Origin of the sequence: Methanolobus psychrotolerans, assembly GCF_002243045.1 — an archaeon.
Lineage (GTDB): Archaea > Halobacteriota > Methanosarcinia > Methanosarcinales > Methanosarcinaceae > Methanolobus > Methanolobus psychrotolerans.
Genome location: NZ_MBKP01000033.1, coordinates 1 through 23,554, shown reverse-complemented (window position 1 = coordinate 23,554; position 23,554 = coordinate 1). Strand labels below are relative to the sequence as shown.

Here is a 23,554-nt window from a genome sequence, read left to right as displayed (position 1 = left end):
CCTGTAATTCTTACTTTGGCAGTATGGAAATAATGCCGTATTTTTATCTTCTATTCTTAAAGATCAGCTAACAAATAGATTCTGGAATAAGTATGTTTTATCATTGATCAAAATAAGTGACCGGATAGAATTGAAAAAATAAAATAGAAGAATCTGCGTGCAGATCTTTATTTTCTTCCAAGGAAGTAGTATGCTATGGCTCCCAGAATGCCAAAAATGAATGCAACAAGTATCCAGAGCACTTTTTTTATTGGAGCAAGGCCCTTATTATTGGTTATAATGTCGTATATCACCCATATAAAAGATGCCAGCGTGAGTAATCCCCATATATTGTATAATAATGACATATTTTACACCTCAAAAAATATAGCTTAGGCGACCTATATATATCTATCTGGGAGCAACTTCTGGCAGTATATATATGACAATCTATCTACAAAAAATAAAATACTAAATGCAGAAAACCAGGATACACGTTTTGCACGGGTGGTTGGGTTTTATGTATTTGGGGAGTGGGGTTTAAGTGTGGGAGTGGGTTTAATGTATGAAAAGAGCCACCCGTGCAAGAACAAACTAGAAAAGCCATTATTGTATTTATAATTTGTGATTTGGTTTTTTGTTCCTTCTTATATGTTTTACGGGTATATCTGAATCTTTTGTTAATGTTTTTCCGATGGGATGCAAATAAATATAAGTGATGCATAGAAAGTCACTAATCCCGGAGTTATTTTGATGGTTGAGGACATTGGAACAGTTATTCGCAAAGGTTTTGGTACATGGACAAGAAACCTTAATATATGTGTGCCATTCATACTTGAAGTACTGGCAGCAATCGTATTCTTAATATTTACTCTCATATTCTTCATGATGGTGGTAATTGTTTCATTGGGTTCACGACAGGATATAGACCCTGCTAATATATCGCCAGAAGAAATGCTGGGTATTTTTACTTCCATATTCTCAGAAGGTATATGGCTGCTGATTATTGGAGGAATTATTCTTTTCCTGCTTTATATGGTGGTCCAGTCATTCCTTACAGCCGGAGCTATAGGGATGGCAAAAACAGCATCCGAAAAAGGGAACACAAACCTCAGTGACATGTTCGATGCCGGTAAAAATAATTTTTTTAACCTTTTCCTTACAAAAGTACTGGTTTTCCTGCTTATTATTGCAGGTCTTGTGTTCCTTATCCCGGGAATTATTTCAATAGGTGATGTGAGTATTTTCCTGGCTAATCCGGAGATTGCACCTGCAGGTGCATCATTACTCTTAATAGGCCTGCTTGTATGGGGCTTATATTTACTTGCCCTGAGCATTATCTTTTTACTTGTAGACTATGCTCTTGTAATTGATGGCCTTGATCCCATCAGTGCAATTGAAAAAGGCATCTCTGTTCTTCTGTCCAACAAGTTTCCTGCTTTTATGATCTGGATTCTGATAATGGGGATATCCTTGTCTTTGGCTTTGATAAGCGAAGTAACATCTAATGTCGAGATAATATCCCAAATCTGGTCTTACCTGGATTTCATCCTCAGCATAATCGTGATACAACCCTTAATTGTTGTATGGCTTACACGTTTTTATCTTAACAGAACCGAAAAGAAACTATATTCCTTTGACGATTACATCCTGGACTACTAATTTCGTTTAAGAAGTTTGCATGCCTGGCATATATCTTCAGTACATGCCTGTCCGCATATACTGCACATCGAAAGTCCTTCCTGCGGGAATTCACGTCCAAGGATACCTGATATCTTGTCAAATCCACTCAATAAGGCATATTTCGTACCCGGGTGCCTGACCTCAAATTCATTGAGCATGACCCTTATTTCCCGTCTCATTGCTTCATGCGCATACGGACAACCTCCAAAACCTAATGGCAGGTCGTGCAGATAAGCATAGAGTGCAACCTCTTTTTCAGGAATATGCCGCAGAGGTTTCATCCTAAGCACAAGTCCTTCAAGCTCACTTGGTGGGGCAAGTCTCACCATGCGTGCGACATCGCCTTTGAGGTGATTCAGGAGAATTGTCTGCGCCTCATCGTCAAGATTATGTCCGATTGCCAGTTTTGTAGCACCGATTTCCAAGGCTATCTTATTTAAAAGAGATTTTCTAAGGACACCGCAATAGCTGCATGTTCCTTTCTCCCTCTGTTGAGGTGCTATCTCATCCATAGTAGTCCCATATTCATCCCTGAATGAACGGACTATATGTCTTATACCAAGCTTTTCAGTAAGCTCTCTTGCAGATTCTATCGTACTGGGGCGATATCCTTCAATACCTTCATCAATGGAAACACCTACAATTTCGATATCCGGCCTTTTCCCAAATATCTGCTGCAATATGTGTAAGGTCGTACTGCTATCCTTACCACCACTAAGTCCTACTGCAATGACCTCATTCCTTTTAATACTGTAATGTTTCCTGATGGTAAGTTTTATTTTACGCTCAACATCCTCGATGAAATGCTTTTTGCACAGGTGCATTCCCGAGTATTTCTGGTAAATGATAGCATCGTTGTTGCATTTATTGCATTTGATCGTTTTTGTTTCCATTCTTTAAGGACATGAAATCTTATTATATAAAATTGTCCTGACAGATTATCCGGGCGTAATTATTGGATAACATTTATTTTAAATTCAAAAAGCAAAAATTAAGTACTAATCAAATATTCCTGACTAAAACATTCAGGAAAATAACAATGAGTACATTTACAGATATTCCGTTGTGGGCTTTTTTCATATCGGTGTTGGGGGGTTATCTTTTGGGAATCATCTCCGGGCTTGTACCTGGCATACATACCAACAACTTTGCATTGATATTGCTTGCATTCTCTCCGTTTCTTTCTGATAACGGGTTACCGGTTGTGTGTGTTGCAGCAATGATACTGTCAAATGCAGTTTCACATACTTTCCACGACATTATACCTTCGATCTTTCTGGGAGCTCCCGGCGAGGACACGGCTTTGGCAGTGCTTCCCGGTCATACTCTGCTGCTTGAAGGCCAGGGTACACAGGCAGTTCGTCTTTCTGCACTGGGAAGTGCCGGTTCTGTGATATTCTCCCTGTTCACTGCAATTCCTCTTTCACTTCTGTTTGTGAAAAGCTATTCTATCATTCAGGAGAATATGGCTTTGATACTTATTTTTGTAGTATTTGTAATGGTCATGACCGAAAAAGGAGAATATATCCATGCAGAAGGACGTCAGAAAGTATGGAGAAAACGTGTCTTTGCCATTGTTCTTTTCAGTATGAGCGGTCTTTTAGGTTTATTTGCATTCAGGATGGAATACATGGCAATTCCTGCTATTAACTGGGGACAGGGTTCTATATTGCTTCCATTATTAAGCGGGCTGTTTGGTGCATCCCAGCTTATCATAAGCTTGTTCTCAGACCCTGTCATTCCTGCACAATATGATTCAAAGCCGGACCTTGAAAGAAAAAAGATTCTCAGGGGTCTGCTCACCGGTAGTATCTTTGGTTCCATTGTAGCATGGTTGCCAGGTGTGTCCTCATCCATAGCAACGGTTTTTGCACGTCTTTTTGTTAAACAGGAAAAAAAAAGTTCAAGCTATGAACCTAAAACCGATAAAGCGCTTTTAAGTTCATCAAAAGAGTTCATTGTGTCCATATCAGGTGTCAATACAAGTAACGCAATTTTCGGTTTGATGGCACTTGCGTTTCTAGGAAAGACAAGAAGTGGTGCAATGGTAGCTATAGATGAACTGATCGGTGGTATTTCTCTTGAGATTCCAATAGTAGTGCTTTTTTTGTGTGCGATATTGCTGACTTCGTTGTTGTCATATTTCTCCACGATATATCTTGGCGATAACATCCATCATGTACTGGAAGACCTGGACTATCCTAAACTCTGCTACGGGATAATTGCCTTTCTTGCAGTTATGGTGCTCCTGTCCACAGGTCTTTTCGGGTTACTGGTATTTATGATAGCCATTCCCATAGGAATGCTTGCTCCCTTTCTGGGGGTAAAAAAAAGCCATGCCATGGGTGTGATACTTTTGCCAGTGATAATGCATTTCATTTAGCTTATTCAAGTATCTCAGTATCATCATGTGAATAGGCCGGAGAGCAGCAGCATAGTATCCTCAGCTCTTTTTCTCCGGTATTTTTTATATTATGGGAAGTTCCGGGATGAATGCAGACTGAATCCCCTTCTTCGACGAAAACAGATTCTTCTCCAAGTGTTAGCAAACCACAGCCTGATAAAATGTGATATATCTCTTCTGTTATTTTGTGCCGATGCAACAGTGTGGAGCTTCCCATTGGTACTCTGGCCTCAGCAAGACTCTGTGCAGAGTTGCCATGCACAAGTGGATGCATTAGTTCCCTTATGGACGATCCATCTTTTGTGATGTAACTCTCTACCTTCTTGCAGGAGGTTATTATTATCATGGAGATCGCGATTCTATTTTTCGTTCTCGAATCCGGCTATCATCTCAAGCATCCTGTCCTTGATTTCTTTGACAGCGTCAACCCACTTTCCTCCAACATCAATTGGTGCAAGACCGTTAAAATCAGCTTCCATAAGGTCTGAGTCGTATGGTATTTCTCCAAGTACCGGGATTCCAAGCTCTTCCAGTTTTGGCTTAATATTTGCAGAAGTGCCTTTATTAATGACTGCAGCAAGATGTTTTATGTCAATACCCTCGGAAAGCTGCTTGATCCTCTGGGCAGTTTCAATTGAGCGCATACCCGGTTCCACAACCACTATCATAAGGTCTATTCCCCGGGTTGTACCTCTTCCCAGGTGTTCAATCCCTGCTTCCATATCCAATATCACAGCACTGGTATCTTTTAGCACCACATGTCGCAGGAAAGCCTTAAGGAACGCGGAAGCAGGGCACATGCAGCCACTTCCGCCTCTCTCAATAGTTCCCATAACGAGCATTTTGACATTATCCGGTCCCACAACACCGAACTTATCCACAATATCATCGACTTTAGGGTTGAATTTGAACATGCCGCCCTTTTCCCCAGCTCTTTCTTCGATAAGTTCCTGATAGTCAGTGAGGGGGTCTGGGGCCTTCTCAATTCCCAGGGACGAAGCAAGGTTCATATCAGCATCAGCATCAATGGCAAGTACATCATACCCGTCCCTTGCCAGCATTCTCGCAAGGGTCCCGGAAAGTGTTGTCTTGCCTACTCCACCTTTCCCGGTGACTGCAATTTTTACCATGCTCTGATGTGAGGATTTATGTGAATTATATTTTCCGGTTGCAAGGAAAATACATTCGCGTCGTTTCTTCTATCTTTCGTCAGCCATATATTATGTTCAGATAGCTTTCACGAGCCTGAAACCAAGAACATTGGATGTGCTGTCTGCATCAAGGCTACCACGGAAAGCACTTTTACAGATGTTTGGACCATCCATCCAGCTTCCGCCACGGCCTACCCGGATGTTCTGCTCTCCTTCATCCCAGGAACTTCCATCCACCGGTGCTCCTTCATAGTTATCCTGCCAGATATCCTGTACCCATTCCCACACGTTGCCATGCATGTCATAAAGACCCCATGCATTTGGTTCTTTCCAGCCCACCGGATGAGTTGTACTGTTGGAGTTAATCGCACACCATCCATGATCGTCGGACCATCCATATGTGTCCAGATCGGTGGCTTCTTCTGTGAATGAGAAATCGGTCGTTGTTCCTGCACGGCACGCATATTCCCATTCTGCCTCTGTGGGGAGCCGGTACTTATCTGTGTTCTCTATTTCATTCAGTTTGTCTATGAATTCCTGTGCATCATACCAGGATACTTGCTCCACAGGCAGACCGTCTCCTTCAAAATGAGATGGATTGTTTCCCATAATGGTTTCCCATTGGTCCTGGGTGACCTCACATTCTGCCATATAGAATGCATTAGTGATGGTCACTTTGCGCAGAGGATCGTCAAAAGCTATGATAGGTGTCGAGTCTGAACCCATGTAGAATTCGCCATCCGGAATAAGGACAAATCCCATTCCTATCGAATTGTTGAACTCTTCAGGTATATTGGTACTGTCATCGGTGATGCAGCCTGAAAAAGAGATTACTGCAATGAATATCAAAAAGACCAGTACAGGTCTTGATCTGTGTTTTTTTAACGGGCTTTTCAAATAGGACACCTATCTTCCGATTCTGAAAATCGTATAAATAGGTATTCTATTGAATCTATATTCTCCGAAGTTGTCTATTGTTGCATTATAGTTTGCTTCTTTTGGACATTGTGCTATATACTTCTATATGATTTTTACTTTATACTTCACTCAATAGTGCTTAAAAGCTCCAGCATTTCATCCAGTTCACGGTTTCCGTCAATAGAGAATAGCGTTTCATTTACCGGCCAGACTTCAACACGGTACTCCCCATCCGGCACAAATCCCACAACAATAGTGCTTGTGTCCTCATTTTCAAAAGCTGTAACAAAGCCCAGCATTCTCATTCCTGATTCCGTTGAATTGCCGGATGCTGAGAATATTTTGACAATTGTTTCCGTACCATCTGCAAGTACAAGTTTTCTTGTAGTGCTTTCCTGCTGTTTTCCAACGTCGTTATTTGCCTCGATCTCATCTATTTTCTGTTCCATTATTTTCGATACTAACCCTGTAGGGAGCTTTATACCTGAAGGCAAAGATAAACGATATGTGATTAACTGAGCACTCAGGTTTTCTGGTATCATTATGGAAACAGGAAGGCTGTTTGACTCCTTAAAGTCACTTACCTGCTTGCTTATATCCTCACTCAGTCTATCATTATGGTATTTTACAGTCGTGGAATTGAGGAATATACTTGTAGAATCAGTAACTGCCTGTTCAAACGAGTTCTCTTCGATGGATACCTGTGACCATCCGTAAGCCAGTAATGCATCTTCATCAATAGCCGCAGGGGTTGCCTGTGGAGTTTCGAGACATCCCGAACTCATGGAAATTATAAATAATAATAAAATTAAGAAATTGACTTTTTTTAAAATATGAATCAAAGTATCACCTGAATCTACTATGTATTTATTTATATATTAAAGCACTTGGTGTTAACGATTGTTGGTCCCCCTTCTTTTTTTAGATATAAAAATCATATAGTTTATATTGTTGATATTCAATAGTTCTATTGATGTACGACATGGAATCTCGTTTCAGGAAAATACGAAAAGTAATGATATATGTTCTTTTCCTGAATCTGGCGGTGTCTTTTGCCAAGATAGCATACGGTTTTTACACAAATGTACTAAGTATGCAGTCAGACGGTTTCCATTCTCTTTTTGACGGTGTTTCCAATATAGTAGGTCTTATCGGTATTCAGATAGCAGCCAAACCTCCTGACAAGGAACATCCTTACGGTCATCGTAAATTCGAGACACTGGCATCCATCATGATCGCTGTTATATTGGCTGTTGTTGCTTTTGAAATAGTTCATTCAGCATTTGAGCGCTTTGGAAATGGCAATCAACCGCATGTGACTGCAATAAGCTTTGTAGTGATGTTTGGGACCATGGTAGTAAATTATGCTGTGACTACCTATGAGAGCAAGCACGGCAGGGAGCTGAGTAGCGAGGTTCTTCTTGCCGATTCCGCACACACGAAAAGTGACATATATGTTTCGCTTTCTGTAATCGTAGGCCTTATAGCAATCCATTTTGGTTATCCTATTATCGACCCGGCCATTTCAATAGTAATCGCACTGGTCATATTGCATGCAGGTGCAGAGATAATATTCCATAGCATATCTATTCTATGTGATGAATCCCAGATCGACACCGATGATATCGCGCAGGTAGTTCGCAATATTGAAGGTGTCATCGATTGTCATAAGATACGCACCCGAGGCCCTCCGGGAAACGTTTATGTAGACCTCCATGTTGAAGTGGACCCAATTATGAGCACTTATAAGTCACATACAATATCACATATTGTCCAATATCGTATTAAGGAAAACTTTGATGGGATCGAAGACGTCCTTGTGCACATTGAACCGGCCCACACACGGTCGATATAAATATTATCAGGGATTCTATACGATTATGCCAGGAAATACATTCGGACATTCTTTCAGGATAACCACATGGGGCGAATCCCACGGGAAAGCACTGGGAGTTGTTGTTGACGGGGTACCGGCAGGACTCAAACTTTCAGAAGCCGATGTTCAGAAGGACCTTGACCGCCGCCGCCCGGGACAAAGCGAAGTATCCACGCCTCGTTCTGAGTCAGATACCGTGGAAATATTGTCCGGTGTACTTGAAGGCGTTACAACCGGAATGCCTGTGTCCATGCTTGTATGGAACAAAAATGCCAGATCCGATGCTTATGATTACATAAAGGACATTCCACGCCCGGGCCACGCAGATCTTTCTTATTCTGTGAAATATGGCATCCGTGATCACAGAGGAGGCGGCAGGTCATCAGGCAGGGAAACCATTGGCAGGGTTGCCGGGGGTGCCGTTGCCAAAAAACTTCTCTCTCTTGCCGGTATTGAGGTATTTGCCCATGTAATTGAGCTTGGCGGGGTAAAAGCAAAACAGCTTTCTTTTGATGAGATCCGTACAAATGTTGAAAAAACTGTAGTTCGCTGTGCTGATCCCCAGGCAGCCGAAAAAATGCTTGAGCAGGTAAATGCTGCCCGTCTTGAAGGCGACAGTATTGGCGGAATTGTGGAAATAATAGCCACAGGCGTGCCTGTGGGTCTGGGAGAGCCTGTATTCGGTAAGCTCGATGCTGATATTGCCTGTGCGATGATGGGAATAGGCGCTGTGAAAGGTGTGGAAATTGGCGCTGGTTTTGAATGTTCACAAATGAAAGGCAGCCAGATGAACGACCCGTTGATCTTAGAAAACGATCATGTAGTTCCCCGGACAAATAATGCAGGCGGGATTACAGGTGGCATATCAACCGGACTTCCAATTATCTGCAGGATTGCAGTAAAACCTACGCCTTCGATCTCAAAGACCCAGAAGAGTGTTGATATGGCTTCAATGAAAGAGATAGACGTTGAGATCCATGGCAGGCATGACCCAACTATTCCTCCGAGGATGGTGCCGGTGGCAGAGTCAATGATGGCAGTGGTGCTTGCTGATCATATGATCAGGAGCGGGCGAATAGGTCCGGATTCCTTGCTGGGATGAGTGTGCCGTGAGGCACCCGGTCCATTTTGCAGCTGTCTCTGTCCTGTTAATCCATAGTTAGTGTCAGATTGTATTTCTTCAGTTTACAGGAAGATATCCTACATCAGCAATAATTTCCTGTCCGATGTCACTTAATACAAACTTTATGTACTCCTTTGCAGTTCCTTGCGGCTGGCCATTTGTATAATATTGCAGAGGTCTGGAAAGTGGGTAGTCTCCTTTCCTGATGGACTCTGCCTCAGGATAAAAAATTCCATCATATGTGCCAAGTCCAATAGTTTTGACACTGTTGTCCACATACGCAAGTCCTATGTACCCGATAGCAGCCGGGTCCAGTGCCACCTTCTGTACTACAGCTTCTGTGTTAGGTTCTGTTATTGCGCTTTCTGAGTATTCATCATCCTGAAGCACATGTTCCTTGAAGAAACCGTAGGTTCCCGAACTGGTATCGCGCACCAGAACTTCTATCTCTTCATTATTGCCACCCAGTTCCTTCCAGTTTGTAACTTCTCCCGTGTAGATATTTTTAAGCTGCTCGATACTTAAGCTTTCCACAGGATTATTTTTGTTGACAATAACAGATATTCCATCCCATGCAATAACAGTTTCCAGGGGATTAATGTCATTGTTTGTTGCATCTGCAATTTCAGACTCCTTTATTTTTCGGGAAGCCATAGCTATCTCAACTTCGCCTTCTATGAAACTGGCAATTCCAAGTGAAGATCCTCCTCCAATAACGATTATCTCCTTTTCGGAGTGCAAATTCATATAAGCTTCTGACTCGGCGATCGAGACTGGTAGAATAGTATCCGAACCTTTGATGAATATCTTGTTATCCGTAGTTTCTGAATTGACAGAGCTATCGGGTATTGCAGATACAGAATCATTTGTTTCTTTTATGATTGTATTTTCAAATGTATCTTTTTCCTTCGAGACAGATTGGTCTGCCATGAATATAACAGAGGCAAACAGTATCAAAACCACAACCATAATTTTGTATTTTTTATTTGAAAGCACTGATATGCACCACGTATATATAGATAAATCACTAATATATAAATAGATTAGTCTCTATTGTATAATGCATGTTATATATCTTCATATGCGTGCGCTACATAATACCATAGTTATTAATATACTTATGTAGATATATTTAAGTAAAAGCGGGCTGTAGTGGGAACAATAATGAGTAAATCTGTGCTATACTATGGAAAGTACCTGTTTATGTTCTCTCTGATTTTATCTCTTGTAATTATAACGGCTTCCAGTGGGTGTTTTGAGGGGGACGAATCTGTAAAAGTATCCCTTGAAAAAACAGAGATACTGGAGAATTCAGCTGTCAGGGAGAAACCTGTTCGCATAGGTGTTTTTGCCATGGCCTCCCCCAAAATGACAATGGAATACTATCAGGATTTCCTTGACCATCTGTCAGAAGATACAGGTCTTGATTTCGAGCTTGTGCAGAGGGATAATCCGGCTGAACTCAACTACCTGCTGGAAACGAAATACCTTGATGCAGTGTTTTTGCGAGAAGATGATTATCTCGCAGGACATGATGATTTTGGAATGGGGATAATTGCAGTGCCTGTTATTCATGGAGATATTCATTATTTTTCCTATATTATAACAAGGTCAGATGATGATGTCGATTCGCTGGAAGACCTCCGCAACAAGCGATTTGCATTCAACAGTTATCGTTTTAATCGAGGGGAGGTAGTTCCCGAGTATATGCGTAAGATGATCAATGAATCTCCTGACTCCTTTTTCTCCAGCTATATCTACAGCAACAGTCAGGATAACTTCATTGACATGATCATGCAAGGGACACTGGATGGCGCTGAGGTTGATTGTACCATGTGGGAATATGTTGTGGAAGATTCTGCGGATTATTCCTCTAACTTAAAAATAATCTATTCATCTCCTCCTCAACTTGCCCCTGCAATTGCAGTTCATCCTGATATTGACAGAGAACTGAGGGGAAAGATCGAGACATCTCTCTTCAGGATGCACGATTCTCTGGAAGGAAGGGACGTGCTGGAAAATATGCACTTCAATATGTTTGTTGAAATAGATCATAGTGCATACATAGCACATGCTGGGGAGTTGTGAGGAGTAGGCATACATGAAAAACACAGTGAATGGACTCATTGCAAACTTTGACAATTTCAGCATAAGGACCCAGTTAATATTCAACGTGGTTGGTATTATCCTGATCCTGGGTGTTTTGATGGGTTCTTACCTGAACGTAGTGCAGACAAATATGATGAAGACCGAACTTAACGAGAAAGGTATCTCCATTACACGAAATCTTGCAGAGAATAGTGTAAATCCAATTCTGACAGATAACCAGGTTCGTCTTCAATGGCTTGTAGAAACTATAAAAAAAAGTGAGCCTGATGTTGTGTATGTGTTTATAATTGATGAAAATGGGGAGGCAATAGTTCATACTTTCAAAGGTGGTTTTCCCACAGACCTCAAAGGAATAAACCCTGCTATTGGAATTACCAGTACTTTGCTTCTCGATACTGAAATAGGATCTGTCCGGGATATCTCCTATCCTATACTTGATGGAAAAGCAGGTGAGGTTCATGTAGGCATGTCCCAGGAAAGTATCAGATCCACAGTAGACAAGTTCACTGTTTCTCTGGCTTTGTTCGTTCTTTTGCTCATGATCGTGGGTTCTACGGTTGCATATATCGCAGGTTCTGTTGTTTCACGCCCAATAATAGAACTGAAGGAAGGTGTGAAAATATTCGGGGAGGGTAATCTTGACCACAAAGTAAGTATCCAATCCAGGAATGAAATAGGTCAGCTGGCTACTTCATTTAACGATATGGCGGAACATCTGGGTTATCTGATAAAGGCAAAAGAAAAAGCTACAAAGGAAATACTTGATACCAGGAACTATCTTACAAAAATCTTATCCGGCAGTCTCGATGGTATTATTGTCGCTGATCATATGGGAAAGATTGAATTTATTAATGAAGCATTCATACAGATAGCTGAGTCCGGGAAAGATCAGATCATAGGCTGCGATATTTATTCTTTCTTAAAAGAAAAAGATGAGGATATGAAGTCTTTTTTCAATAGGCAGGATAATAGTAATGCTACTTTTGTACATGAGTTGAATTTCATAACTCCTGCTGGTAAATTAAAATCTGTTATTCTGAGTATGGGCAGTGTGGAGTACAGAAACGAGATAAAATATGTTGCTGTTGTCAAAGATATCACAGAAATAAAGAAACTTGAGCAAACGAAAAGTAATATTATCTCAAATATCTCACATGAATTGCGTACTCCTCTGAACATAATGAAAGGTTATGTGGAAATTGCCATAGATGAGCAAAGCGATGACCGTAGGAATGGTTATCTGCAGAAGTCATTAAAAGCTCTCGAAAGGCAGAACTGGATGATCCAGGACCTTCTGGAGGTAGCCCGAAGCGAGGGTGAAATAGAGAATATATCTCTTATGAAGACGAATGTCAATAATGTCGTTGAGATGGCCTGTAAACTATTAAATGGAAAATTGCAGAGTTCAGGCATAGATGTTGTAACAAAACCTGCTGTTGACAGGTTTGTAATGGCAGATCCTGAGAAGTTGACATATGCTCTCACAAAGCTTATTGAAAACGCATTGAAATTCACAGATAAAGGGGGCTATGTAGAGATCGGTACGAGTATGGATGATGAAGGGACCGTGATCTATGTAAAGGATACCGGAACAGGTATTCCCAAAGAACATCAGGTGCATATATTTGATAAGTTCTATCAGGTTGATGGTAGTTCGACCCGGAAATATGGTGGAAATGGTCTTGGATTAGCTATAGCAAAGAATATAATCGATCAGCATAAGGGGAAGTTGTGGGTGGAATCTGAGCCAGGGAAAGGAAGCACATTTTTCATTAAAGTTCCTTACTTTGCTGATAAGAGTCTTTAAGTGACTTAACAGGTGTAAAATGGATAAATGCAAAACTGACGTTTTGTATTCCCTATTTCTTTTTATCAATCGGTTTTTTTTTGACTATATAGTTTACATAGGTTCTACTAATCTATGCAGACAAACTTTATAGCTAAAATCCCGCCCAATAGTCCTAACTTCCTTTTTGGTCGTGAAAAGAGATGGATACAAGAAAAGTGCAGATAACGGGCAAATCCACTTATGTGATTACCCTGCCCAAGAAATGGGCGCTTCGCTCAAAACTGGCATCCGGTTCTCATATTTCTATTTTTTATCAGGAGGATGGCTCCTTACTTCTCAAGCCACCTGCTTTAAAGGATGCTAAAAAAACAAAGAAACTAAAGTTCAATAAGCCACTGGAGCATATAAAACGAGACATAGTAGGCCTGTATATTGTTAGTGATTACCAGACAATAGAACTTAGTGACGATAACATCCCGGATGAGGCAAGCCGGGAGATAAAAGAATTATGTCAGCGGCTTGTGGGTCTTGAAATAGTTGAAAGCAACGGTAAAAAGATCATAATCAAGAATTTTCTGGATACTGAAGATTTCACCATAGAGAAAGGTCTTAAAAGGATGTCCTCACTTGTATATCTCATGCTGGATGAACTTGCATCTGTGTTTGAGGAGAACGACAAGGATATGTGCACTCATATAATAACCCGCGATGATGATCTGGACCGTATGTTCCTTCTGGTGTCAAAATTACATGTCGACCGTCTGAATCTTAAGAAACTTTCTAAACACGACAACCTTAATCTGGTGGAGTCATTCTATTACAGGCTTGCAGCCAATGAAATGGAACGCATTGGTGACCACATCTCTAAAATAGCATTACATTTCTCATATATTTCATTATCTCGGGATGTCCTTTCCATACTGATGGAGCTTTGCAGGGATTGCCAGACTCTCTTTATGGATAGCACTGAGGCACTGCGGCAGTCAAACAGTGAACTTGCCAATGAGGTTCTTGGCAAAGAAGATATGTTCAACCAAAAACTTATCAGTGCCAGCCAGATGCCGGTTGAGGATTCCATTGAATTGATAATTGACAGTTTCGGCAGGATAAGGGATTATGCGTCAAATATTGCAGAGTCTGCGATCGATCTATCACAATTATAGGCTGATCCCTATTTTTCTTTGTGTGGGAGTGATCATTGACTACTCTCTGACGTTCTATTTTGCAGGCAGCATTGAAAGGATACTGGCACATGAGTTCAGCCCGACGCTGTTATTTGCGATAAGAAATGGGATTGTTCTTCCATACCTTGCTCTGACTGTTGTTTTCTACTATTTTATGGGGTATACAATCCTCAAGTTCCTGGAAAATGAGGAGATCTACCCCGTAGGTGTCTTCATTATTTTGCTCATGAGCATCACACATGTCCTGGGCGGTCTTTCCTGGTTCGTTCTTAAAGAAGCTTATTCCAATATGATATTCATGCTTTCCATGACATCAATAATAATTGCGATATCGGTGTTTGGATATGAGGTTCTAAAGAGGGAATAATTTTCCATAGTTCTGCAGATTATTCACAGATGTGATAGTTCAATGGATATCTTTGCAATCTTCAAAATATGGTCTCGTACCCGGCTGCAACTTTCAAGCACTGTTTCCATGCGGGAATTTGCTATCAGGTCTGAAGCTTCCCTTGAAGCTTCGATCATGAGGTCCAGTTCAATGCCATGTGTAATTATATTGTTTGCAAGTTCGCTGTCCACCAGTTTGATCGATTCGAATGAGTCCCTGAACATGTTCCGGAGGGTGCTGCACAGTTCTGTCATACTGTCTGCAATATCCCATGTTGTTTTCTGATTATCAAAATAAAGAGCAATTTTTGTTATAAGATCTCCTATACGATCAATATTCTCTGCAGCAAGCCGGTAGTAGAATGCCTGTGCCAGAGTAAGATCGTCTTTTAATGAAAAGCTCTTGACGTTCATCTTTTCTGTGTACATCCTCGATACAAGAAAGTAAGTACGGTCAATTTCAAGAGCTCTGGAGGCCAGCTCCTTGCATAGTACAGTGTCATTGTCGTTAAGGACATTAATCAGGTCATCAAACATCAGAACGACTAAGGAAAACATGCGTTTTGAAGCTTTTTCTATCGTGAAATCTCCCGTGTTCAGAAGATTCTGGAGGACTATCCTGCTGAAGGATGATTCTACAATTTCAAATCCGATGAGCTGTTTGCACAGGTTCTTGATCCTTTCTTTTTTATCGGTTGTAATCTCGGTGCCTTGTATCTCTATTGTATGGTAATTGCCCAGTACATAGAGAGCTCTAATGTCGCGTTCGATGTTTTCTATATTCCTGTCTGCGCTGATCTTCTTTGCCAGATGTTCTTTCCTAAATCCAGGTGGTATCAGCAACACCGAGCCATCATCCTGATAGGAGAACCCAACTTCTGCTCCGGCGCCCAGTTTGGAATTCATCACCCATTTTTTAGGAAGTGTAACTATAAATGTAGATTTCCCAGTTATCTGGATCTTTCTGGTGTCTATAACATCCTTCTTATGGAAAAGACCAGTACAGGATTGATCAATGTTTCTCGCCATTTTCCCCCCACGGTCAGATTATTATCATGACCTATTGTGAATAATTGTGATTTTCATGAATTATTCCTTAGTAAATAAAAAGAGCCGGTAATCCCGGCTCTATAAGTATGGTCTTTAGTAGTGTCCGTCGTCAATTTCTACCTGATTGATCTCCAGCAGGCTGTAGTATCCCGCATCAGAGTACAGGTTTATTGAAGATGGTTGCTGTGCAAAGTTTATGAAGCGTGCTTCAACAGAGCTTGGCCAGCCGTTGGTGACCATGTACATGTTGTTAAGAAGTGCTGCAGGGTAAGCCTTTGCATTTCCGTTAAGGGCTGCTTTTACATGACTTTGCATATGTGGTATGTCATCAACACAATGCTGTTTCATGTTACATGAACCACCAACATTATCGTATATAGCAAGGATATTGATCTTACCTGATTTCTTGGCTTCAAGGGCGAACCTATAATCAACAAAACCAATACCATATGGATTGTTGCTGATAGCTTCGATCATTCCTTCGTCACCAGTTACGGCAACAGCATTCTTACTGGCAATGAAATCACCATTGCCTTCTGCAATGAACTTGGAGAATATGTATTCTGGGCCTGATCTTGTTTCAGCTCTCTTGTAAACGGTGATATTCATTGGTGAAGGCAGTGATGCAGTCCTTTTAGTTCCTGAAATGTTCAGCGATGCTGCATCGATGTCAGTAACCATTCCGGAATCGGTTGATGATATTGCATTATAGATTCCTTTTATCTGAGAAGGAGTCAATTGAGTTGTATTCTGAGGGGCCTGTGTGGGATCAAAGGTTGTAATTTTTTCTCCTGCTATCAACATTACTGCACTTCCGCCTATCCACTGGGTATGTAGATCTGGATATTTTGTCTTTTCAGCACTTGTCATTTCCCTTGAAAGCAAGGCAATGTCTATTATGTCCATACCCGTTGCTGCAATACCTGTAGTGTCGCCTCCTTGCTGAATGGTTATTTTGGTTCCAGGATGTTTACTCTCGAAACCGGATTTGAGGGATTCTGCAAGCGGGGCTACTGAAGTACTTCCGCCTACAAGTATCTCTGTGGAGGCTGCTGAAGCTGCGCCTTCTGAACTCACTTCGCCAGAGACCTCTCCTGAGAATGAGCCTAAAATCGTTCCTACTGCTGCTGCACCTGCAATTGCTACTACTAGTAAGACTAGGGTTGCAACTATTGGTGAGACTGCAATGTCATTTTGATATAATCTTTTTATTTTCATATCGTACCACTTTGTACTTAATTCAAATTGTTTGGTATAATACCAAAAATAAGCAACATATATTTTATTATTATTTAAGTTCTATATATAATATATATCGCTACCTATGGCATATATCTTTAAAAGATTATCATGTTATATATAGTCTTTGGAAACTAATGCAAACAGTTTGGGTATTATGAAAATTTGCAATTTTATGTAATAATAGGGCTAATGATTGCATTTTTATAAACTACAATAATTTATTCTTTAATTTGGGATACTCCCAAAATTTGAGATGTTACCAAAATTTGAGGAATACTCTACCTGAATGATACTCGGGAAATGCCTTTAAACGAGAGCAAATATCAAAGAAATCATAAAAACGTTATTTATAAATTATATAATATATGATATATGATATATGATATATGATATCCTGGTCACGATCTACTAATAATAAGGCCAGTTTACTGCTAAAATCAATAACATTTAATGGGTAATGAACCAATGAATAAGAGTTACAGATGCTTGCTCTTATTTCTATATAGGTTATTATCTGCACAATACTTCATGGTTTAATATATATTTCCTTTGTGCAAGGGATATATGATTAACTGTGATTTTATAGGTCATGAAGAGAATAGTCAGTTTGCTGGCAGCGGTGGCACTTTCCCTGTACACCTTCTATTCAACATGCTGGTACGCACCATCATCTTTTTTCAACATGGCAGTACCCTTTGTTTTTGCCGCTTTGGCAGGATATGCCCTGTTGGCATACGTTCTGTCTAAGAGAATGGCTAAAAAAGTATGAGCATGGGAGTGGTAATGGTGAAAAAAACGATAAGGTACATACTTAGCCTGTTTTGTATTTTAGCAATGATCCTCCTATTCTCTTCATTGCTTCCTATGGCATCTGCAAATAATCTCTGTGCATGTGATAACCTTGATACTTGTGTTGAATGGGTGAGCGAAGGTACGCTTACCATGCAATGGGGACGCACAGCGAGCATGGAGGTCAGTGGTATTGATTACACTTTCAGGGCGGATGATTTTGATGAGGATATGACTTCAGCTTTGATCTTTATTGAGAAGGGCGGAGTCATAAAAAAAGAATTCCTTTTCCTGAAGGCAGGAGATGACAGAAAGTGGTTTGAGTGGGATGATGAGATCAAAGTAGAACTCACGGGTGTTTCTGAAGATGGACAGAAAACACCTTCTGCCCAAATTGCTATATATTCCAGAGGCCGGCCGGAACTTGAAATTAGTATTGATGCAAGTTCTGAAACGGTTGATGGTGTTGATGTGTCATCAGAACAATATGCTCCGGGTGAAAAGAAACAGGTGGATGTTAAAGTTACAAACACCGGTGATGCCTGGATCGAGAATGTTGTCCTTGAGATTGACATTGGTGAGTTCTGGCTTAAAGCGAAGGGGGATTTTGAGTATAGGAATGATCTTATAAGAAAGGATCTGGGCTGCCTTGAAAAAGGCGATACTGCAACTATCAATTTTACAGTCGTTGCACCTGAGTGGGATGGTAAAACTTCTCCCTATGAACTGGTCTATTATGTCAATGCAACAGCTGGTGGCTATGACATAAAAGACGGTTATTTTGATGCTAACAGTTCTTCTTCATTTGTCTGCACAGAACCTGGCATGAAGGTTGTTTTTGAGATAGTGAATGATGAGATCAATATGAGTTCCTGGTATGTCAGGCCGCTTGAAAGCAGTACTAGCAGCCATAACTCAGTTGATTATGAGATAAGGGATGCATGGGAGCATTCTTTCCTCAGGACCAATATTTTCAATATAGGCCTCTATACCATCGATGATATTGATATTGAGTTTTCTGTAATTCCTGATGATATAGTCATTTCTGAAACCTATGAGTCCGGCGATTATTCTTCCATGGATCCGGACGGTCAGTATTATCTCGGGCAGAAGTTAGTCCCCATCAGGCCGGGAACGTATTCCTTCGGTAAAGTTGTAGTGAATGTTAATTTCTTTGGAGAAAATCTGACATGGGGATCTGATCCCCGAAGTATTACGGTTCATGGCCCTCATATTGTGGTCGATAAGATCCTTTCCGGTTCCGGAAGTGATTATTCGGTCTCACTTGGCTTATCTAACGATGGTGATCGTGCTGCCTGGATAAATCTGGTAGATATAATTCCTGATGATGTAAGTTATGTGGCTGGAAGTGTGGAACAAAGTCTGGCTGGAAGTGACCTGCCGCTAAGTGACTGGGATCTTGAAATATCTGAGGTTAACGGTAGTCGGGTGGTATCTGTGGAGGGTGTCCTCCTCCCGCCAGGCTCTAAACTTACCCTTGGTTATGAGTTTAATTCTGATGATGCACCTGACCTGCCTCCTGCAGTGTGTGAGTTCAGGGGCATTGGGGGTTATGATGGTGAAGCTCAATCCTCTTTATATGTTGATGGCAGGGAGGTTAAGCAACACTGGGATCCTTTTAATGGCGGCTGGATCGTTTCCGGTTCTGGGGCTGATGAGCTTATAATGCCGGTTGTTGCAGAGCCTGAACCTGCCCCCTCTGAAGAAGACCTGTATTCTCTATATGATGATACCTCTGATCTGTCCATGGAAGTGCAGCAGGAGCCTGCAACCCCGACTTTCTTCTCAAAAATAGTGGCTGCTATAGAAGGTGTTTTTGATAAGCTTCAGCAGTTTGTCAGCAATACTTTCGGCGGGATGCTAAGTGGAGTTTTTTCCCTGTTCGGTATGGTTGAAACCGCTGCCATAGATGCTGTTGAGAATTACCTGTACGCAATTGTCATAGTCATCGCACTGGCTGTTTTCGGTGTTGTCTACACCCTGATCTCTAAGTAGTTCTGTATTTCAGAACCTCTTTTTTGTATCTATTTTCTTTTTCCCAAAATAATAAAATTAATCGCTATGTATCGATTTTATTTTTCTTCTTACTTTTACACAATACTAAATAAGTTTTTATTTGAGCTTTTAAGCAGATCCTCTTATTGTATACACACCAGTATATAGAGATATGATGAAACTATATTGATTATTTGTCTATATATTTGATTTGTGGAATTATTATATATCGTCTAACCAATGTACGACTCAGAGCGATTAAAACCCGCTCAACTCTAAAGAAACAAACAAAATTTGGTGTACGATCAATGAACATATTAAAGAAACTCTTTAACGATGAAGCTGGTGTTTCACCCATCGTTGCAACTCTCGTGTTAGTAGTAGTTGCAATCGCCGGTGCAGCAGCAGTTGGTACAATTATGGGATCATTTTCAAGCGACGTTTCCGACAGTGCAAGTGCAGGAGCAGCATCCTCAGGCGCTTCAACCGAACTCCTCATTACTGGTTCAACAACTGTTCAGCCAATCTCTGAACTTCTTGCAGAGGAATTTATGAAGGTAAACTCTGGTATTAAGGTAACAGTTCAGGCAGGCGGCTCCGGTGCAGGTATCGCTTCAACAGAAATGGACGTTGCAGACATCGGTTCAGCATCCGAGCCTGTTGACACAGTTACAGCTCACCCAACCCTCCTGGTCCACCAGATCGGTGCAAGTGCAGTAGTACCAATATCAACAGGACTTGACTCTACTGCTCCAGTCTCCTCTGCTATGATGCTGGCTATTTATCAGAACACAAGTTCAACTGGTTACATCACACAAGCTAACCTGAGCGCGATAACAGGTGGTATCCTGGATACAACATCCGCTTCTAATCCTAATGTAATAGTATACCAGAGAGAGGAATCCGGTAGTGGCAGTGAAGATTGCTTCGCCGGCTGGCTTGGTAACAAGAACCTTATTGACACAACAAGCAACGCAGTAAAGAAAACCGGAAACCCTGGTGTTCTGGCAGCTGTAGAGGCTGGTACTGATGCAGCTCCAGCAATAGGATTCGTAGACATTGGATTCGTTGAGGACTCAACTGTAGATATTATCGATGTAGCTGTAGGTACAGACTTCGATGATAACAACGATGAAGCTCTCCTCCAGCTTCAGGGTGAAAGCTCAACATTCCCTCCAAAGCTGACCAGACCACTCAACTACCTTACACTTGGTGAGCCATCCGCAGTCGAGCAGGCATTCATAAGCTTTGCAATCCAGCCAGCTCAGAAAGGACTCTTCTCAGATGTCGGTTACTATTCAATGTACGACATCTAAATACTAGGTAGATTCAAAACCGAAATATGATTTGTGCAATGCACAAATCATAGCTTTTTTTCTTTTATTGAACAAAACGGAAGAAATGAATAATATGACATTATCCAGATCAGAATCATCTGCTCCTAAATATCTCTTTACATTCTGCACTCTTCTGACAGCTTTTATCACGTTCTTCTTCATTGGCTTCATCTTCTATATCGCCTACCCCACCTTTGAAAGTCAGGGTGTGATCAATTTCATTACCGGTTCTGTATGGAATTATGATGAACACGTATATGGGATCCGTATATACCTCTTAGGAACGTTGATCCTGACTGTCGTGACCCTTGCACTTTCTGTGCCTGTCGGGCTTTTTACGGCAATATTCTTATCTGAATTTGCCTCACCTCGGGTAGCTTCAATTGTGAAGCCTTTAATTGAACTGCTAGTTGGTATACCTTCGGTCGTCTACGGGATATTCGGATTCCTGGTTCTCGGTCCTATCTTCGTAAATTATGTGTCACCACTGACAGTTTCTTTATTGGGATTTATACCTTTTTTTAGTTCGGGGGTCGGTGTCCTTGGAATGAGCTTGGCACTTGCGGCAACAGTGCTTGCCATCATGATCCTTCCAACTATTATATCGATATCCGAAGATTCCATACGTTCTGTTGAAAGTACATACCGGGAAGCCTCATTCTCTTTAGGTGCTACTCACTGGGAAACTATTAGCAAAGTATTGCTCCCGGCAGCATCCAGGGGGATACTGGCTGCCGTAGTACTGGGTATGATGAGGGCAATGGGTGAAACCATGGCAGTTGTAATGTTGTTTGGGAGCGCCAATAATATACCGACAACATTTTTCGGCACAGGTACTGCATTGACTTCAAAAATTCTGTCAGATGTCAGTTTTAAAATAGCTAATGAAGAAGCAAGAAGTGCCATATTTGCTGTTGCTGCGGTACTGTTTGCAATAGAAATATTGTTTGTAGGACTGGCAAGGGCCATAGGTGGAAGAAATGACTAATACAGGAAAGGATACAGAAGATACTTTAAGACCTTTAAAAAATGGTTTTTCTGCGCTGCTACCAAAAGTTAACTTGAGGCAACTTAAAGGCAGGATATTCACCATTTTATCGTATCTATCAGCAATCCTGATAGTAGTGGTATTGCTGTTCATTTTAGGTACCATTACAATAAAGGCACTTCCAAGTCTTAATCTGCATTTCATTTTTACTTCAGAATCCAACCAGCCAGGACTTGGTGGTGCAATTGGTAATGCAGTGGCAGGCACCATACTTCTCTCCGTATTTTCAACAATATTGGCAACACCTGTTGCAGTAGGCACAGCAATATATCTGAAAAGATATGCAAACAACGGTCCTGCTGTAAAAACATTCCGTTTTCTCATAGATGTACTTTCAGGTACACCTTCCATAGTCTTAGGTATTTTCGGCTTCCTGGTATTTGTATATTATTTGAAGTCAATAACCGGAGGTTTTTCCTTAATATCCGGGTCTATTGCTCTTGCAATACTTATATTGCCGGTTATTGAGCGTGCAAGTGAAGAAGCAATAAATAATGTAGATACAGATATTGAAGCAGGCAGTTATGCATTGGGTGCGACAAAATGGGATACGATTAAAAATATAACGATACCTTCTGCTCTTTCTGGAATTGTGACAGGGATCGTTCTGGGAACGGGACGGGCTGCAGAAGAATCTGCTGTTGTGATTTTCACTGCAGGTTACACACAGTTTAATCCTGAATTTAAAGTTGCTGCAAGTGATAAACTTTTATTTGGCATTAAGATTTATCCATTCCAGGATCTTGTGGCAAGCTTGCCACTTACAGTTTATAATGCATACAATTATCCCCATCTGGTTTCAAGTTCAGAAGCATTTGCTGCTGCCTTTGTTCTGATAGTCATTGTATTGATTATCAATGCTTTTACTAGAATACTTGTCTGGAAGCGCCGGATAGGTTAACCCTCTTTTCTTTTTTTCACAATCATTGTGCTTTGCTTTACCTAACCTCGCACTTCCCTTCCAATCTATATATTTTCATTTCATCTACATAAATCCTTGAGATTAAGTATATGTCTGCATATTCGTTTAGTTATCATCAGATGGCTGGTACAATCACGGAAACCGTTTTTGATAATGATATTTCCTTCCATGAGGGGGAGGGGATATTTTCTTTGGATAATATAGTGGCTTATTCGGAAGAGGATGTGGGCTGGCAGGTTCTGCCGGGTTTGGTGGCTTCCAGGGATACTAAAGACAGGAAAAAGAGAAAATTCCTTAGGTCTAAGAGGGAAGAAAGGCAGGATGAAACGGGTGAGCCTTTGGCAGAGGTTAACAAAAGTGCCGGGAATAAAAAGAAGCGGTTCTTTGGATTTGGTGCCGGAAGGGAGAAAAAACTCCCCGGAATTCAGGAGGCTTCTTTGGAAAATGAGCAAACATCTGCAGACATAAAGGAACCTGAAAAAACACAGAAAAAGAGCGGCAAAAAAGGTCTGAGGTTAAGTCTCAGAAAAAAAAAGAACATCCCCTC

Annotated in this window: 23 protein-coding genes; 14 read left to right on the top strand and 9 right to left on the bottom strand. The window is 41.1% G+C overall.

Annotated elements, in window-relative coordinates; translation table 11 throughout:
- Positions 1-167 precede the first annotated feature (167 nt).
- Positions 168-347: a PLDc N-terminal domain-containing protein gene (locus BB781_RS10710; RefSeq protein WP_094228487.1), complete on the bottom strand. Its 180-nt coding sequence runs from the start codon at positions 345-347 to the stop codon at positions 168-170.
- A gap of 385 nt (positions 348-732) precedes the next feature.
- Here BB781_RS10710 and BB781_RS10705 point away from each other — a divergent pair, with 385 nt between their 5' ends.
- Complete coding sequence (locus BB781_RS10705) at positions 733-1,641, top strand: DUF7847 domain-containing protein (RefSeq protein WP_094228486.1); 909 nt, start codon at positions 733-735, stop codon at positions 1,639-1,641.
- On the opposite strand, the gene BB781_RS10700 is transcribed toward BB781_RS10705, so the two are convergent.
- A complete protein-coding gene (locus BB781_RS10700; protein ID WP_094228485.1) occupies positions 1,638-2,555 on the bottom strand; it encodes a TIGR00269 family protein in 918 nt (305 codons plus the stop codon). The two genes, BB781_RS10705 and BB781_RS10700, sit on opposite strands and share 4 nt — an antisense overlap.
- Positions 2,556-2,701: 146 nt before the next feature.
- Here BB781_RS10700 and BB781_RS10695 point away from each other — a divergent pair, with 146 nt between their 5' ends.
- Positions 2,702-4,045, top strand: coding sequence for a tripartite tricarboxylate transporter permease (locus tag BB781_RS10695; RefSeq protein ID WP_094228484.1), 1,344 nt, complete (start codon positions 2,702-2,704; stop codon positions 4,043-4,045).
- A 1-nt stretch (position 4,046) separates the two neighbouring features.
- Here BB781_RS10695 and BB781_RS10690 read toward each other — a convergent pair whose 3' ends face one another.
- The 4 genes from BB781_RS10690 to BB781_RS10675 form a co-directional block, all read right to left on the bottom strand.
- Complete coding sequence (locus BB781_RS10690; protein ID WP_094228483.1) at positions 4,047-4,412, bottom strand: cupin domain-containing protein; 366 nt, start codon at positions 4,410-4,412, stop codon at positions 4,047-4,049.
- A 13-nt stretch (positions 4,413-4,425) separates the two neighbouring features.
- Entirely contained in the window at positions 4,426-5,196 is a 771-nt protein-coding gene (locus tag BB781_RS10685) for an ATP-binding protein (RefSeq protein WP_094228482.1), read from the bottom strand.
- Between the two features lie 96 nt (positions 5,197-5,292).
- Positions 5,293-6,123, bottom strand: a complete 831-nt coding sequence (locus BB781_RS10680) for a formylglycine-generating enzyme family protein (RefSeq protein ID WP_242492626.1) — start codon at positions 6,121-6,123, stop codon at positions 5,293-5,295.
- 137 nt (positions 6,124-6,260) lie between these two features.
- Positions 6,261-6,920, bottom strand: coding sequence for a hypothetical protein (locus BB781_RS10675; protein ID WP_094228480.1), 660 nt, complete (start codon positions 6,918-6,920; stop codon positions 6,261-6,263).
- A gap of 188 nt (positions 6,921-7,108) precedes the next feature.
- On the opposite strand from BB781_RS10675, the gene BB781_RS10670 reads away from it, so the two are divergent.
- A complete protein-coding gene (locus tag BB781_RS10670) occupies positions 7,109-7,990 on the top strand; it encodes a cation diffusion facilitator family transporter (protein WP_340637521.1) in 882 nt (293 codons plus the stop codon).
- 25 nt (positions 7,991-8,015) lie between these two features.
- Positions 8,016-9,113 (top strand): chorismate synthase, encoded by a 1,098-nt coding sequence (gene aroC, locus BB781_RS10665; protein WP_094228478.1) that lies wholly within the window; start codon positions 8,016-8,018, stop codon positions 9,111-9,113.
- A 78-nt stretch (positions 9,114-9,191) separates the two neighbouring features.
- Here aroC and BB781_RS10660 read toward each other — a convergent pair whose 3' ends face one another.
- Positions 9,192-10,064: a phosphate ABC transporter substrate-binding protein gene (locus BB781_RS10660; RefSeq protein ID WP_094228535.1), complete on the bottom strand. Its 873-nt coding sequence runs from the start codon at positions 10,062-10,064 to the stop codon at positions 9,192-9,194.
- A 234-nt stretch (positions 10,065-10,298) separates the two neighbouring features.
- Between BB781_RS10660 and BB781_RS10655 the strand changes: the two genes are divergently transcribed.
- The 4 genes from BB781_RS10655 (at position 10,299) to BB781_RS10640 (ending at position 14,583) form a co-directional block, all read left to right on the top strand.
- Positions 10,299-11,222, top strand: a complete 924-nt coding sequence (locus BB781_RS10655) for a PhnD/SsuA/transferrin family substrate-binding protein (RefSeq protein WP_094228477.1) — start codon at positions 10,299-10,301, stop codon at positions 11,220-11,222.
- A gap of 13 nt (positions 11,223-11,235) precedes the next feature.
- On the top strand, positions 11,236-13,050 hold the full coding sequence (locus BB781_RS10650) for a sensor histidine kinase (protein WP_094228476.1): 1,815 nt from the start codon (positions 11,236-11,238) through the stop codon (positions 13,048-13,050).
- A gap of 182 nt (positions 13,051-13,232) precedes the next feature.
- Complete coding sequence (locus tag BB781_RS10645) at positions 13,233-14,195, top strand: phosphate signaling complex PhoU family protein (RefSeq protein WP_094228475.1); 963 nt, start codon at positions 13,233-13,235, stop codon at positions 14,193-14,195.
- A gap of 22 nt (positions 14,196-14,217) precedes the next feature.
- Positions 14,218-14,583, top strand: a complete 366-nt coding sequence (locus tag BB781_RS10640; protein WP_242492625.1) for a hypothetical protein — start codon at positions 14,218-14,220, stop codon at positions 14,581-14,583.
- 23 nt (positions 14,584-14,606) lie between these two features.
- Here the strand turns inward: BB781_RS10640 and BB781_RS10635 are convergent, their stop codons facing one another.
- On the bottom strand, positions 14,607-15,632 hold the full coding sequence (locus tag BB781_RS10635; RefSeq protein ID WP_094228473.1) for a PhoU domain-containing protein: 1,026 nt from the start codon (positions 15,630-15,632) through the stop codon (positions 14,607-14,609).
- Between the two features lie 114 nt (positions 15,633-15,746).
- Positions 15,747-16,871, bottom strand: a complete 1,125-nt coding sequence (locus BB781_RS10630) for a substrate-binding domain-containing protein (RefSeq protein ID WP_094228472.1) — start codon at positions 16,869-16,871, stop codon at positions 15,747-15,749.
- A 613-nt stretch (positions 16,872-17,484) separates the two neighbouring features.
- On the opposite strand from BB781_RS10630, the gene BB781_RS10625 reads away from it, so the two are divergent.
- The 6 genes from BB781_RS10625 to BB781_RS10600 form a co-directional block, all read left to right on the top strand.
- Complete coding sequence (locus BB781_RS10625) at positions 17,485-17,664, top strand: hypothetical protein (RefSeq protein WP_094228471.1); 180 nt, start codon at positions 17,485-17,487, stop codon at positions 17,662-17,664.
- A gap of 14 nt (positions 17,665-17,678) precedes the next feature.
- Positions 17,679-19,700, top strand: coding sequence for a hypothetical protein (locus BB781_RS10620; RefSeq protein WP_129582692.1), 2,022 nt, complete (start codon positions 17,679-17,681; stop codon positions 19,698-19,700).
- Between the two features lie 308 nt (positions 19,701-20,008).
- Complete coding sequence (locus BB781_RS10615; protein ID WP_094228469.1) at positions 20,009-21,016, top strand: substrate-binding domain-containing protein; 1,008 nt, start codon at positions 20,009-20,011, stop codon at positions 21,014-21,016.
- 94 nt (positions 21,017-21,110) lie between these two features.
- The gene (gene pstC, locus BB781_RS10610) at positions 21,111-22,025 is read left to right on the top strand and encodes a phosphate ABC transporter permease subunit PstC (RefSeq protein WP_242492624.1); all 915 of its coding nucleotides are present in this window, start codon (positions 21,111-21,113) and stop codon (positions 22,023-22,025) included.
- Positions 22,018-22,986: a phosphate ABC transporter permease PstA gene (gene pstA / locus BB781_RS10605; RefSeq protein WP_094228467.1), complete on the top strand. Its 969-nt coding sequence runs from the start codon at positions 22,018-22,020 to the stop codon at positions 22,984-22,986. Before pstC ends, pstA begins: the two co-directional genes overlap by 8 nt.
- Before the next feature lie 140 nt (positions 22,987-23,126).
- Positions 23,127-23,554: hypothetical protein (locus BB781_RS10600; RefSeq protein WP_129582691.1), on the top strand; the 428-nt coding region annotated here is incomplete at its 3' end.